The sequence below is a fragment of the Streptomyces sp. DSM 110735 genome, from assembly GCF_016482685.1.
Taxonomy (GTDB): Bacteria; Actinomycetota; Actinomycetes; order Streptomycetales; family Streptomycetaceae; genus Streptomyces.
In genome coordinates this window covers 286942-299431 of the sequence record NZ_JACYHF010000004.1, presented here as the reverse complement: position 1 = coordinate 299431, position 12490 = coordinate 286942, and the positions used below count along the sequence as shown (strand labels likewise).

Annotated in this window: 14 protein-coding genes; 9 read left to right on the top strand and 5 right to left on the bottom strand. The window is 73.0% G+C overall.

Annotated features, from left to right (window positions below; genetic code table 11):
* The first annotated feature begins 21 nt into the window (after positions 1-21).
* Both IF655_RS09515 and IF655_RS09510 read left to right on the top strand, forming a co-directional pair.
* Positions 22-171 carry a DUF1427 family protein gene (locus tag IF655_RS09515; protein ID WP_199583670.1) on the top strand — a complete coding sequence of 50 codons (150 nt, stop codon included), beginning with the start codon at positions 22-24 and terminating at the stop codon, positions 169-171.
* On the top strand, positions 168-392 hold the full coding sequence (locus tag IF655_RS09510; protein ID WP_199583669.1) for a DUF1427 family protein: 225 nt from the start codon (positions 168-170) through the stop codon (positions 390-392). Before IF655_RS09515 ends, IF655_RS09510 begins: the two co-directional genes overlap by 4 nt.
* Before the next feature lie 166 nt (positions 393-558).
* On the opposite strand, the gene IF655_RS09505 is transcribed toward IF655_RS09510, so the two are convergent.
* Entirely contained in the window at positions 559-2208 is a 1650-nt protein-coding gene (locus IF655_RS09505) for an MFS transporter (protein ID WP_199583668.1), read from the bottom strand.
* Positions 2209-2537: 329 nt separating this feature from the next.
* Between IF655_RS09505 and IF655_RS09500 the strand changes: the two genes are divergently transcribed.
* Positions 2538-3695 carry a serine hydrolase domain-containing protein gene (locus IF655_RS09500; protein ID WP_199583667.1) on the top strand — a complete coding sequence of 386 codons (1158 nt, stop codon included), beginning with the start codon at positions 2538-2540 and terminating at the stop codon, positions 3693-3695.
* A gap of 69 nt (positions 3696-3764) precedes the next feature.
* Here IF655_RS09500 and IF655_RS09495 read toward each other — a convergent pair whose 3' ends face one another.
* Positions 3765-4787 (bottom strand): NADP-dependent oxidoreductase, encoded by a 1023-nt coding sequence (locus tag IF655_RS09495; protein WP_199583666.1) that lies wholly within the window; start codon positions 4785-4787, stop codon positions 3765-3767.
* 94 nt (positions 4788-4881) lie between these two features.
* Here IF655_RS09495 and IF655_RS09490 point away from each other — a divergent pair, with 94 nt between their 5' ends.
* Together IF655_RS09490 and IF655_RS09485 are read left to right on the top strand one after the other, a co-directional pair.
* Positions 4882-5337 carry a MarR family winged helix-turn-helix transcriptional regulator gene (locus IF655_RS09490; protein WP_018545306.1) on the top strand — a complete coding sequence of 152 codons (456 nt, stop codon included), beginning with the start codon at positions 4882-4884 and terminating at the stop codon, positions 5335-5337.
* A gap of 43 nt (positions 5338-5380) precedes the next feature.
* On the top strand, positions 5381-6184 hold the full coding sequence (locus tag IF655_RS09485) for an EI24 domain-containing protein (RefSeq protein ID WP_199583665.1): 804 nt from the start codon (positions 5381-5383) through the stop codon (positions 6182-6184).
* Positions 6185-6394: 210 nt separating this feature from the next.
* Here IF655_RS09485 and IF655_RS09480 read toward each other — a convergent pair whose 3' ends face one another.
* The 3 genes from IF655_RS09480 to IF655_RS09470 all read right to left on the bottom strand — a co-directional run bounded on the left by IF655_RS09480 (position 6395) and on the right by IF655_RS09470 (position 8813).
* Positions 6395-6829, bottom strand: coding sequence for a cyclic nucleotide-binding/CBS domain-containing protein (locus IF655_RS09480; protein ID WP_199583664.1), 435 nt, complete (start codon positions 6827-6829; stop codon positions 6395-6397).
* Positions 6830-6938: 109 nt separating this feature from the next.
* Entirely contained in the window at positions 6939-7916 is a 978-nt protein-coding gene (locus IF655_RS09475) for an aldose epimerase family protein (RefSeq protein WP_199583663.1), read from the bottom strand.
* 15 nt (positions 7917-7931) lie between these two features.
* Positions 7932-8813 carry an SGNH/GDSL hydrolase family protein gene (locus IF655_RS09470; RefSeq protein ID WP_199583662.1) on the bottom strand — a complete coding sequence of 294 codons (882 nt, stop codon included), beginning with the start codon at positions 8811-8813 and terminating at the stop codon, positions 7932-7934.
* A gap of 268 nt (positions 8814-9081) precedes the next feature.
* Here IF655_RS09470 and IF655_RS09465 point away from each other — a divergent pair, with 268 nt between their 5' ends.
* From IF655_RS09465 to IF655_RS09450, 4 genes are all read left to right on the top strand, one after another.
* Complete coding sequence (locus IF655_RS09465; RefSeq protein WP_199583661.1) at positions 9082-9576, top strand: DUF3145 domain-containing protein; 495 nt, start codon at positions 9082-9084, stop codon at positions 9574-9576.
* A gap of 203 nt (positions 9577-9779) precedes the next feature.
* Positions 9780-10529: an ABC transporter ATP-binding protein gene (locus tag IF655_RS09460; RefSeq protein ID WP_199583660.1), complete on the top strand. Its 750-nt coding sequence runs from the start codon at positions 9780-9782 to the stop codon at positions 10527-10529.
* Entirely contained in the window at positions 10520-11836 is a 1317-nt protein-coding gene (locus IF655_RS09455) for a hypothetical protein (protein WP_199583659.1), read from the top strand. The genes IF655_RS09460 and IF655_RS09455 overlap by 10 nt, the downstream gene beginning before the upstream one ends.
* A gap of 4 nt (positions 11837-11840) precedes the next feature.
* Positions 11841-12431, top strand: coding sequence for a hypothetical protein (locus tag IF655_RS09450; RefSeq protein WP_199583658.1), 591 nt, complete (start codon positions 11841-11843; stop codon positions 12429-12431).
* Positions 12432-12490: the final 59 nt, after the last annotated feature.

The window sequence follows — 12490 nt, the reverse complement described above, 5'->3', positions numbered from 1 at the left end:
TGCGCCGGAAGGGGAGTCAGCGTGGACTACGCCGCGTCCTTCGGAGCCGGTCTGGTCATCGGCGCCCTGTACGCCCTCCTCCGGGTCACCTCGCCCGCACCCCCGTTCCTCTGCCTGGTGGGTCTCGCGGGCATGCTGATCGGCTACGGGCTGCCCGGGTGGCTCGCGTGAACCGGGTCTGGCTGCGCACGCTCGCCCAGTCCCTCGCCGTGGGTGTCCTCGCGGGCTTCCTGTACTGGGTCATGGGGGTCCGCTCGCCCGCCCCGCCCTGGATCGCCCTGACCGGACTGCTCGGCATCCTCGCCGGTCAGGCCGTCACCCACCGCCTGCTGGACCGCCTCCGCGCCCGCCCCCGCCGTGACGACGGCACGGCACGCAAACCCTCGCCCTAGGGGCTGTCCGGCGGATCTTCGTGGGCCCGCGACGCCTGGCACGCACTCTCGCCGCACGCCCGAATCACCCGAGTACGTCCAGTACGAGGGAGATCCGGGCGCACGCCGAGAGCACGCACCAGACGCCGCGGGCTGCTCCACGAAGATCCGCCGGACAGGCCCTGGGTCACCTGCACTCCGACCCGCCGGACAGGCGCTCCCCCTCCCGCACCCCCGGCGGCAGCAGATGCCGTACCACCGGCGTGCCCTCCGCCGACTCCCGCGCCCGCTCGACCAGTTCCGCGTCGTACCCGGTGATCCGCCCCTGGTGCTGGCGCAGATGCTCGCCCCAGGAGGGGACCTCGAAGACCTCGATCCAGGTGCCCGGGTCCTCCAGGGAGCGGAACAGCCCCCAGCGGGAGGCGCCGGTGCGGCGGCGGGAGACGGAGAGGGCGGACATCGCCGTACGGAAGGCGGGCACGCGGTCGGCGGGGACGCGGTACGACACCTCCACGAGGACCGGTCCCTCCTCCGCCTCGGCCGGGGTCAGGGCGAGCGCGGGCTCCGGCCAGGGGGCGACGACGGTGCGGTCCAGCGTGCCGGTGACCTGATGGATCGGCCACCACAGCAGCGACGCGCAGCCGAGCAGCAGCAGGGCGGCGGCGACGAGCAGCGTCAGCGGGACGCCGACCTCGTTCGCGATCACCCCCCACAGCAGCGCGCCGATGCCCTGGCCGCCCATGAACACCATCAGATAGACGGCGAGGGCGCGGGCTCGCACCCAGGACGGCAGCGCGAGCTGGAGCGTGGTGTTGAGCGTGGACAGGGCGTACAGCCAGCCCACCCCGGTCAGCACCAGCAGCACGGCCACCGCCCAGGGCGCGCGCAGCACGGCCGCCGCCGCGGTGCCGACCGCGAAGGCACCGGTGCTCAGCGCCAGCAGGACGTTGGTCCCGACGGCGGTGCGCACCCGTTTGATCGTCACGGCGCCGACGATCGCGCCCACCCCCAGCGCGGCCAGCAGCAGCCCGTACCCGCCCGCGCTCAGCCCGAGCCGGGACGAGGAGACCACGGGCAGCAGCCCCCACAGCGCGGAGGCGGGCAGGACGAAGAGCGCCGAGCGCAGCATCACCCGGCGCACCCCGGGCGCGTGCCGCACGTACCGCAGACCGGACTCCAGAGCCGGGCGCAGCCGCTCCGGCGTCCCGGCGACGGTCCGCGTCCGCCGCCACAGCGTCAGCGCCGCCACCACGCCGAGGAACGAGACGGAGTTGATGCCGAACACCACGGCGGGTCCGGTCAGCGCGACGATCACGCCCGCCGCCGCCGGACCGACGGCCCGCGCGATGTTGACGTTGAGGCTGCCCAGCGCGGCGGCGGCCGGGATCTGTTCGCGCGGCACCAGCTCGGGCTGGATCGCCTGCCACCCCGGACCCATGAGCGCGCTGCCGCACCCCATCGCGAAGGTCAGGGTGATCAGCACGGTCGGGGTCGTCAGCCCGGCGGCCGTGAGCGCGGTGAGCACCCCGCTGAGCCCCGCCATCACCGCCGAGAGCGTGATCAGCAGCGCCCGCTTGTCCAGCACGTCGGAGAGCACGCCCGCCGGGAGCGACAGGAAGAGCACCGGCAGCAGCGACGCCGCCTGCACCGCCGAGGTCAGCACCGCCGCGTTCGGCTGGTGGACCAGCATCCACTGGGCGCCGACGGTCTGCATCCAGGTGCCCACGTTGGAGCCGAGCTGCGCCAGCCACAGCGAGCGGAAGACGCGGGCGGACAGCGGCGCCCACGCGGAGGGCCCGCGTGCCGCCGTCCCACCGGCGGCGGATGCTGAGGACATGTCTGCTTCCTTCGGTTCTGCTTCCGTCGGTTCTGCTTCCGTCGGTGCGCCGGACCGGCGGAGCCGAGGACCGCCGTCGCCCATACGCTGCCCCAGCGCCACCCGCCGCGCACCCCGAGGCGCACGGACCGGCCACGGCACGCGCCCCCCGCTTCCGCACGCCTTCGCCACCCCGTACCACCCCCGTGCCATCGGCCATCCGGGGTATCGGAGACACCAACCGGGGTCCGGGGCGGTTGAGTCGAAGAGGTACATCTCGCCGTACACGAACCAGTGGAGCGCCCCGCACGGGGAGAGGGCGTCGGCAGCGGCTCAGTGGAGGAGAACGGATGAGTCAGGAGATCACCGTCCAGGGCACGGTCGCCGAGGGCTTCGAGGCGGTACGCGAGGAGTTCGCCGCCTTCGTCTCCGGTGAACGCGCGGACTACGAAGGTCAGTTGTGCGCGTATGTGCACGGCAGGCAGGTCGTCGACCTGTGGGCGGGCGACGGCGTCGACGGCAACACGCTGTACGGCGTCTACTCGTCCACCAAGGGCGCCGCCCATCTCGTCGTGGCGCTGCTGGTGCAGGACGGCACGCTGGAGCTGGACCGCAAGGTCACGTACTACTGGCCGGAGTTCGGCGTCGAGGGCAAGGGCGCGCTCACCCTGCGCGAGCTGCTGGCCCACCGCGCCGGACTGATCGGCACGGACACCGGGTTCAGCCCGGCGGAGCTGGCCGACGACCGGGCGCTGGCGGAACGCCTGGCCGACCAGCGCCCGTTCTGGCGCCCCGGCACCGCCTTCGGCTACCACGCGGTGGTGATCGGCGCCCTCACCGGCGAGGTCGCCCGGCGCGCGACGGGGCGCACCCTCCAGGAGCTGTACGAGGAGCGGGTCCGCGTCCCCTACGGGCTCGACTTCTACCTCGGTCTGCCCGCCTCCCGCGAACCCCGCTTCCGCAGCACCCAGCCGATGGTGCTCACCCCGGTGCAGCAGGCGGAGTACGACGCCCAGCCCTCGGGACCGCACACCCTGGAAGCCATCGCCTACAACCAGCACGCCGCCGAGCCCACCGACGTCGAATCGGTGCCCAACGACCGCACCCTGCGCGCCCGGGGACCCGCCTCCATCGGCGGTGTCGCCTCGGCGCGCGGTCTCGCCGGGATGTACGCGGCGATGATCAGCGAGGTGGACGAAAAGGCGCCGCTGCTGAAGTCCGACACGGTCGCGGAGTTCGGGCAGCCGCACTCGGTGGGCTACGACCTGGTCGGGCGCGTCCACAAGACGTTCGGACTCGGCTTCCAGATCACCGCCGACACCCACTACCCCTTCCTCGGCGCGGGCACCGTCGGCCACAGCGGAGCCGCCGGCTCCCAGGCGTTCGCGGACCCGCGCAGTGGTCTCGCCTACGGCTACACCCGCCGCCGCTTCGCCTACCCCGGCGGCGCCGCCCCGGAGAACGACCGCCTGGTGGCGGCGGTGCACCGGGCGGCGCTGGGACGCTGAGAGCCGCGAGGACCGCAGGGCGGAGGCCGCACCCGTGAACGCGGGGTGCGGCCTCCGGTGCGTGAGGGCTCAGAGCTTGACGACCATCTTGCCGATGTTGTCGCCGCGCAGCAGACCGAGGAACGCGGAGACCGCGTTGTCGATGCCGTCCACGACCGTCTCGCTGTACTTCAGCTCGCCCGAGGCGACCCAGGGACCGACCTCGCGGACGAACTCGGGCTGGAGGTCGTAGTGGTCGCCCACCAGGAAGCCCTCCATGCGGCCCCGGGTCTGGATCAGCCGGGCGAGGTTGTTCGGACCGGGGGCGGGCTCGGTGTTGTTGTAGACCGAGATCATGCCGCAGATGGCGATCCGCCCGTGCAGCCGCAGCGAGCCGAGCGCCGCCTGGAGGTGGTCGCCGCCGACGTTGTCGAAGTACACGTCGATGCCGTCGGGCGCGGCGGCGCGGAGCTGCTCGCCCACCGGACCGTCCTTGTAGTTGAACGCGGCGTCGAAGCCGTACTCGTCCACCAGGAGCCGCACCTTCTCGTCGGACCCGGCCGAGCCGATGACCCGCGAGGCGCCCTTCAGCTTGGCGATCTGCCCGACCTCGCTGCCCACGGCACCGGCGGCGCCCGAGACGAAGACGATGTCGCCCTCGTCGAAGTCGGCGACGCGCAGCAGACCGGCGTACGCGGTCAGACCGGTCATGCCGAGGACGCCGAGGTAGGCGGAGAGCGGTACGGCGTCCGGGTCGACCTTGGCGGCGCTCCCCGCGTCCACGACCGCGTACTCGCGCCAGCCGAGGAAGTGCAGCAGATGGTCCCCGACCTCGACGCCCTCGGCGTTGGAGGCGACGACCACGCCGACGGCGCCGCCCTGCATGGGCTCACCGAGGGCGAAGGGCTCGGCGTAGGACTTGGCGGCACTCATCCGGCCCCGCATATAGGGGTCCACCGAGAGGTACTCGTTGCGTACCAGGACCTGGCCCTCGCCGGGCACGGGCATGGGGACCTCGACGAGCGCGAAGTCCTCGGGCTTGGGCCAGCCGACCGGACGGCTGAGCAGATGCCACTCGCGGCTCACGGCGGGCAGGGCGGGGGAGTCGGACATCAGGGGCTGACCTTCTTCCAGAATGCTTCAGTACCTGAAATAACCATGCGCCTGAATATTTCATGATGTCAAGTAACGCGGTATCCTGGGGCGCATGTCCCCCTCGTCCGCGTCATCCGCCCAGGAGCGGCGCCGTGCCGCCGACCCCCTCACCCTGGAGGTCGTCGAACTGATCGGTGACGTCGTGGCCCGCTTCCACGCGGACTACGACGAAGCGGCGGCCGCCCACGCCCTCACCGGCCCGCAGGCCCGCCTGCTCAGCCTGCTCGCGCTGGAGCCGCTGCCGATGCGCCGCCTCGCCCAGCGGCTCAAGTGCGAGCCGTCGAACGTCACCGGGATCGTGGACCGCCTGGAGTCGCGCGGTCTGGTCGAGCGCCGCCCGGACAGCGGCGACCGCCGGGTCAAGCTCGCCGCCGCCACCGAGGAGGGGCTCAGCGTCGCCCGCGACCTGCGCGAGGGTCTGCGCTTCGCCCGCGAACCGCTCGCCGGGCTCTCGGACGAGGAGCGGGGCTCCCTGCGGGACCTGCTGCGCCGGATGCTCTCGGCCTGAACCGGGCGTGGCCCCGCCGTCGAGGTTGGGTAAAGTCCTCGCCATGCGCGATCTCGGGGTGGGGTTCCGTCATCTGCTGCGCGGCCAGCGCTGGGTGACCCGGAACGGCGGACGGTACGGCTTCGGGCTGCTGCCCGGTCTGATCACTCTCGTCCTCTACACGGCCGCGCTCGTCGCGCTCGCCCTGTGGGGGTACGACGGCGTCACCTGGGCGACCCCGTTCGCCGACGACTGGTCCAGCCCCTGGCAGGAGCTGTTCCGGGACGTCCTCGCCGTCGTCCTCTTCGCCCTCGCCCTGCTCCTCGCGGTCCTCACCTTCACCGCGGTCACCCTGCTCGTCGGCCAGCCCTTCTACGAGAGCCTCTCCGAGCGGTGCGACGAGGATGTCTCGCCCGACGGCACCGCGCCCCGCTCCGGGCTGCCGCTGTGGCGCGAGCTGTGGATCTCGGCCCGCGACAGCCTGCGGGTCCTGGCGCGGGCGTGCGTGTGGGGCGTGCTGCTCTTCGCGCTCGGCTTCCTGCCCGTGGTCGGACAGACCGTGGTCCCGGTGGTCGGTTTCTTCGTGACCGGGTTCTTCCTCACCGAGGAACTCGCCGCCGTCGCCCTCCAGCGCCGGGGGCTCGACCTGCGTGCCCGGCTCGCCCTGCTGCGTTCCCGCAAGAGCCTGGTGTGGGGCTTCGGCGTCCCGCTCGGACTCGCCTTCCTGGTCCCGGTCGTCGCCGTCTTCCTGATGCCCGGCGCGGTCGCGGGCGCCACCCTGCTCGCCCGTGACCTCCTCGGCGAGGAGACCGCCGAGGACCGCCCCGAACCCGAGCAGCCCGAGGCGGACCGCCCGGTCACCGCCTGAGCGGGTCCACGGTGAAGTCGTGCGGGTGTGTGAAAGGTTCGTACGGAACCGTCCCCGCACCCCCTCCGGGCGACCCCCGGACCGCCCCCGCCCGTTACCGTCGGAGGCGGGAACACGTTCCCTCGACGAGCCAGCCCCGGTCCGGAACCTGACGGCTGGACCGGGGCTCGTCGCAGCACGGCGGCGTGCGTCCCTCAGCGGATCGCTTCCTCAGAGGATCTCCTCGTCGGACTTGCGGGCGTGCTCGGGCGTCGGCGCGTCGATCCGCCCCGGACGCCCCTGGACGGCGGGGTCGCCCGCGTCCACCACGCCCACCGGCACCCCGTTCTCCATGACGACGGCCTGGCGCACCGAGTGCTCGCGCATCCGCTGGGTGACGACCTCCAGACCGTCCTCGACGTCCACGACCACGAGGTCGTCCTTGACCGCCTCGCCCATCGTCAGCCGCTCGGCGTCGGCGCCGTCCGCGAGCACCCCGCTGAGCAGGTCGTGGTCGCTGACCAGCCCGACCGGGTTCCCGTCCGAGACGACGAGCACGACGTCGATCCCGCCGTCCCGCATCGTCCGGGCCACCGAGGTCACCGAATCACCGCTGTCGGCCGTCGTGGGGGTCCCCGTCATGACCTCGCGCACAGTGTTGTCCATCTCCGGCCCCTCTCACAGACGCGTACGACGTTGTCCGCCATCCCGGGTACCCCGTCGGGCGCCGACGATCCCCCTGGTACCGCGCCGGATGGCGGACCACCGGCACGGTCTAACGCGCCGAGAAGCCGTACACCGTCTCCGAGCGGTACACCTCGCCCGGGTCCAGCCGGGTGCTGGGGAAGTCCGGGCGGTTGGGGGAGTCGGGGAAGTGCTGGGTCTCCAGGGCGACGCCCTCGCCGGGGGCGAAGGGGGCGCCCAGGTGGTCGGCGGTGTAGAGCTGGAGACCGGGTTCGGTGGTGGACACCGTGAGCGTGCGACCCGAGGCGGGGTCGTGCAGCTCGGCCACCTCCTCGGCGGCGGCCGTGACGCCCTTGTCCAGGACGAAGTTGTGGTCGTAGCCGGAGCCCGTCTTGCGGGCGGCACGGAAGTCGAAGCGGGTGCCCGTCACGTCCAGCGGGGCGCCCTCGGGGATCAGGTCCGCGTCCACCGGGGTGTACCGGGAGGCGGCGAGCCGCAGCTCGTGTCCGCCCGCGTGACCCGCGCCCGGACCGCCCAGGTTCCAGTACGAGTGATTGGTGAGGTTCACGACGGTCGGCGCGTCGGTCACCGCCTCGTAGGCGATCCGCAGCGCGCCCGACGCGTCCAGCGTGTAGGTGGCCGTCACCTCGAGGCGCCCCGGGAAGCCCTCCTCGCCGTGCGGGCTGACCCGGCTCAGGCGCACGCCGTGCTCGACCGGCTCCACGTCCCACACCCGCCGGTCGAAACCCTCGTCGCCGCCGTGCAGCGAGTTCGGACCGTTGTTGCGCGCCAGCGCGTACGTCCGGCCGTCCAGCGGGAAGCGGCCACCCGCGATCCGGTTGGCGTACCGCCCCACCAGGGCGCCCAGATACGGACCCCGGTGCGTCAGATAGTCCGCCGGCGAGGGGAATCCGAGGACCACGTCCGCCGGGCGCCCCTCCCGGTCCGGGACCTCGACGGACTGCACGATCCCGCCGTACGACAGCACGCGCACCCGCGTCCCGCCGCGCTCCAGCGTCCAGCGGTGCACCGGGGCTCCGTCGGAAAGTGTGCCGAAAAGTTCGCCCATGTGGGAAACCTTAGGTCAAGGTCGCTCCGCCGTGACCGTGCGGTACGCGATCTCCGCGAGCCTGGCCTGACCGCTGCGGCTCGGGTGGAACCAGTCCCAGCGGCTGAGCTGTCCGGTGCCGAAGCGGTAGTCGAAGACCGCGTTGCCGTCGAACCGGCAGCGCGGGTCGGTCGCGCACACGTCCTTCAGCACCGTGTTGTAGTCCTCCACCCGCTGCTGGACCTTCTCGCGTCGCCGCGTCGCCGCCGCCGTCAGATCGTCGGCGGCGCCCAGCATCGAGGGGCAGATTCCGAGCTTCCACACCTGCTTGCCGAGCGGGTCGGTGCGCCCCTTCGACCACAGCCGCTGGAGATTGGGCACGCTCGCGACGTACACCTGCGTCCTCGGCAGCGTCGTCCGCAGGGTGCGCAGGGACTTGGCGAAGTCCGCGCGGAACTCCTTCACCGGGGTCATCGCCGACACCGAGGCACGGCAGGCGTCGTTCGCCCCCGCCATCACGGTCACCAGCTCGGGCCCGCGCGCGGCCGCCCGGGCCATCTGCCCGGGCAGGTCGGCCATCCGGGCGCCGGTCACCGCGTAGTTCCAGCTCCGCGAAGCCGCCTTCGCGGGTCCGAGCAGGCGCACCGCGAGGCTGTCCACCGAGGCGTCGCTGCCCGTCGCCCAGGACACCTCGGGGCAGTCGGAGAACACCGCGCACGCGTCGAAACCCCGGGTGATGGAGTCCCCGACGGCGGCGATCGAGTCCGGGCTGCGGTCCCACACCGGCGCGGGTCTCGCGGGCGCCCGGGACACGCCCGTACCCGCGTGATCACCCCGGATGGAGTCACATCCCGCCGCCAGCACGGCCGCCGTCAGCACCGCGACGACGGCCCGTACCCGGTGGCCTCGCTTGCGCATCCTGGCTGATCCCCTCGCTCGTCGGTGCAGCTCCGGCAGGTGCTACCCCCCTCAGGACAACGTGCCGGAGTTCCCGCCCGGTCTCCCGGGGAACGGCACACCCCCGTACAAGCGTCCCCCTGGGTGAATGGCGACGGTTTCCTGGCACCGGGACCGACGGTACGTCACACTCCTTGGACCGCCGCACGGTAGCCTCGCCATCAACGCGGCCGTCGCCCCACTGCCGCCAGCCAGTCCGCAAGATGTCCCGCTCAGCCCGGAGGTTCCGGTGACGACACGTGGAGTTCTGTACGTGCACTCCGCGCCGCGCGCGCTGTGCCCGCACGTCGAGTGGGCCGTCGCCGGGGTGCTCGGCACGCGCGTCAACCTCGACTGGATCCGGCAGCCCGCCGCCCCCGGCACCTGGCGCTCCGAGTTCTCCTGGAAGGCCGAGGCAGGCACCGCCTCCAAGCTCGCCTCGGCGCTGCGCGGCTGGCAGATGCTCCGCTTCGAGGTCACCGCCGAGCCCAGCGCCACCGCCGAGGGCGAGCGCTACAGTTGTACGCCCGACCTCGGCATCTTCCACGCCGTCACCGGCATCCACGGCGACATCCTCATCCCCGAGGACCGCCTGCGCGCCGCCCTGCTCCGCAGCAAGCACGGCGAGACCGACCTCGAGTCCGAACTCGCCAAGCTCCTCGGCAAGCCCTGGGACGACGAACTCGAACCCTTCCGCTACGCGGGCGAGGGCGCCCCGGTCCGCTGGCTGCACCAGGTGGTCTGAAACCTGTCGCGCGTCGCACCCTCGGTGCCGCTCGACATGTCCAAACAACAACACGATTTTTACCGGGACTTGATCACAAGTGGATCACGTTGACCGGGGGTCGCTTCCACGCGATCTTCACAGCGGGCGAAGCTGGGCTCGCCTCAGGGCACGCCCGCACCGAACCGGTACGGGAATTTCCCCCGGTCAGAGAGCACCCACCCATGCCCATCGGCTTCGACGCCGCCGTGTTCGGCTATCGCCGCCGCAGCCCGGTCCTCCAGGACTTCACCTTCGCCTTCCCGCCGGGCCGGACGGTGTTCCTCGGTCCCAACGGCGCGGGCAAGTCGACGGTCCTCTCCCTGGCCGCCTCGGTCCTGCTCCCGCGCTCCGGCACCGTCACCCACGACGGGCTGCGCACCGACCGGCGCGGTGACCTCGCCGCCTACCGCCGCCGTATCGCCTGGCTGCCCCAGCGGATCGAGTCGGTCCCCCGCCTCACCGCCCGCGAACAGGTCGCCTACGTCGGCTGGTTGAAGGGCATGAACCGCCGCGACGCCTGGGACGCCTCCCTCGGCGCTCTCCAGCGGGTCGAGCTGGGCGACTTCGCGGGCCGCAAGGTCCACCAGCTCTCCGGCGGGCAGCAACGCCGGGTCGGCATCGCGCAGTCACTGGTGCACGCGGCCGAGGTCCTGCTGCTCGACGAGCCGACCGCCGGGATGGACCCCCGGCAGCGCCGCGTCTTCCACGAGATCCTCGGCGGGCTCGACCAGCACGTCCTGCTCTCCACCCACGACGTCGCCGACCTGGAGGACACCTACGACCACGTCGTCGTCCTCGACGGCGGCACCGTCCGCTTCGCCGGTCCGGTACGCGAGTTCCACACCCTGGCGCCGCCCGGCACCCCGCCCGCCCGCCTCGCGGAAGCCGCCTACTACGCCACCGTCCGGGAGGAAGAGGTGCCATGCGCCTGACGACAGCGCTGCGCACCACCGGCGTCGTCCGGGTCGCGCCCCTGGTCCTCGCCTGGGTGTGGTTGGTCAGCAGCCACGAGGCCGCGAACGAACCCGCCTACTGGGCGGGCAACACCGCCCTCGTCGGACACACCCTCCCCTTCTACGCCCCCGCCTGCGCGGCTTTCGCGGCGTGGGAGGCGGGGCGGCTGCGCCGGGCGGGGGTCCAGCGGCTCGCACCGGTGCGCGGGCGCTGTGCCGTCGCAGCGGGGGTGCTGTGGCCCGTCGCCCTCCTCGGCGCGGCGGCGATCGCGGTGTGCCTGCTGACCGTGCGCCTGGCGACCGGTGCCGCCCACGACTGGCCGCACCCGGGCGTGCTGGCCATGGCGGGCTACCTCGTCCTCGTCCACACCGTCCTGGGCTACGGGCTCGGCACGGTGCTGCCGCGCGTCCTGGCCACCCCGCTGATCCTCGTCGTCGACTATCTGTGCCTCGTCATGCCCGTCACGGTCGTCCACCCGATGTGGCTGCGGGAACTCACCGGCTGGCTCGACGCCCCCTCCGGCGACCTCACCACCACCGTGAACCCCGTGGCGCTCGCCGTACCGGCGGTGCTCGCCACGGGCGTCCTGACCGCCGTCCTGGTCAGCGCCGGGATCGCCCGGTGGCGGCGTCCCCGGGTCGTACGGGCGGGCGCGGCGACCGCCGCCTCCCTGGTCTGTCTGAGCGCCTTCACGGTCGCCGCCGCGCTGCCCGTACGCGACTGGAAGGGCGACCCGCCGCCGCGAGCCCGTACCGACGCGCCCGTGTGCACGGGCGAGGCACCCAGGATCTGCGTCCCCGTGGAAGCCGCCGACCGCCTGGAGCCGCTGTCCGCCGCCGCCCAGGACGTCGTGCCGCGCCTCGTCGCGGCGGGACTGGAACGCCCGGAGGAACTCGCCTTCGTCTCCGAGGCGGCACCCGTCGCCCCGCGGACCTGGCGGCTGTTCCTCTACCCGGACATGAGCGACGCGGACCTGCGGGCGAGCGTCGCGGCGTCCGCGCTGCCCCCGCTCCCGCCGTGCCCCACCACCTCCGACGTACGGACCGGCCACGCGGGCACGCTCACCGCCTGGCTCATGGTCACCGCGGGCATGGAAGCCGACGAGATCCAGAGCCAGCACGGCCAGAAGCTGGCAGCCGACCCGCAGGTGATGCCCGTGGTGAAGAAGGAGACCAAGCTGTCTTCCGCCGAGCAACTCGCGTGGTTCACCCGCAACGTCACACTGCTTCAGCGGTGCGCGCCCGCACCGGAGACCCTGCCCGCCAGTGCCGGGAAGGGGGCGTGATCCGGTGCGTCTGTGGCTGACGACACGACAGTTCCCGTTCCTCGCGCTCGCCCTCGTCGCCTGCGCCGCGCTGACCGCCGCGGCCGGGGACACGGCGGTCGCGCTGCCCTCGCTCGGCAGTTCCGCCGCCCGGCCGCTGGTCCTCTTCGCCCCGCTCCTCGTGTGTACGGGGCTGGCGTACTGCCTCGGCAGCGGGCTGCCGGGCGCGGAGGCGTCGGGCAGCCGTCCCGTCGCCCGCTACGACCAGGCGCTGATCCTGGGCACCGTCCTGCTCACGGTCGTCGTGGCGTACGCCGTCGCGGTGCTCCTCGACGCCCCGACCGCGCACACGGTCGGGCGCAACACCGCATTCCTGACCGGACTGATGCTCTGTGTGCGCCGACTGGCGGGTCCTCAGGTCGCGCCCGTCGCGCCCGTCGCCTGGGTCATCACGGTGATGCTCATCGGCAACGCCGGTGCCAACGGGCAGCCGTATCCCTGGACGGTCGTCCTCCTGCCCCCGGACCACCTGCCCGCCGCCCTCGCCGCCACCGCGACCCTGGCCCTCGGCGTCCTCGCCGCACCGGCCGCACCGCTGCCGCACGACGCGGGCTGATCCCCGATCAGAATCCGGACGCACGACGACGGCCCGGTCTCCGCCGAGCGGAGACCGGG

What these genes read in the sequence shown, in the direction of transcription:
- IF655_RS09505 (WP_199583668.1), bottom strand. Translation starts at nt 2,208, where the DNA reads ATGTCCTCAGCATCCGCCGCCGGTGGGACGGCGGCACGCGGGCCCTCC.
- IF655_RS09500 (WP_199583667.1), top strand. Translation starts at nt 2,538, where the DNA reads ATGAGTCAGGAGATCACCGTCCAGGGCACGGTCGCCGAGGGCTTCGAG.
- IF655_RS09495 (WP_199583666.1), bottom strand. Translation starts at nt 4,787, where the DNA reads ATGTCCGACTCCCCCGCCCTGCCCGCCGTGAGCCGCGAGTGGCATCTG.
- IF655_RS09490 (WP_018545306.1), top strand. Translation starts at nt 4,882, where the DNA reads ATGTCCCCCTCGTCCGCGTCATCCGCCCAGGAGCGGCGCCGTGCCGCC.
- IF655_RS09485 (WP_199583665.1), top strand. Translation starts at nt 5,381, where the DNA reads ATGCGCGATCTCGGGGTGGGGTTCCGTCATCTGCTGCGCGGCCAGCGC.
- IF655_RS09480 (WP_199583664.1), bottom strand. Translation starts at nt 6,829, where the DNA reads ATGGACAACACTGTGCGCGAGGTCATGACGGGGACCCCCACGACGGCC.
- IF655_RS09475 (WP_199583663.1), bottom strand. Translation starts at nt 7,916, where the DNA reads ATGGGCGAACTTTTCGGCACACTTTCCGACGGAGCCCCGGTGCACCGC.
- IF655_RS09470 (WP_199583662.1), bottom strand. Translation starts at nt 8,813, where the DNA reads ATGCGCAAGCGAGGCCACCGGGTACGGGCCGTCGTCGCGGTGCTGACG.
- IF655_RS09460 (WP_199583660.1), top strand. Translation starts at nt 9,780, where the DNA reads ATGCCCATCGGCTTCGACGCCGCCGTGTTCGGCTATCGCCGCCGCAGC.
- IF655_RS09455 (WP_199583659.1), top strand. Translation starts at nt 10,520, where the DNA reads ATGCGCCTGACGACAGCGCTGCGCACCACCGGCGTCGTCCGGGTCGCG.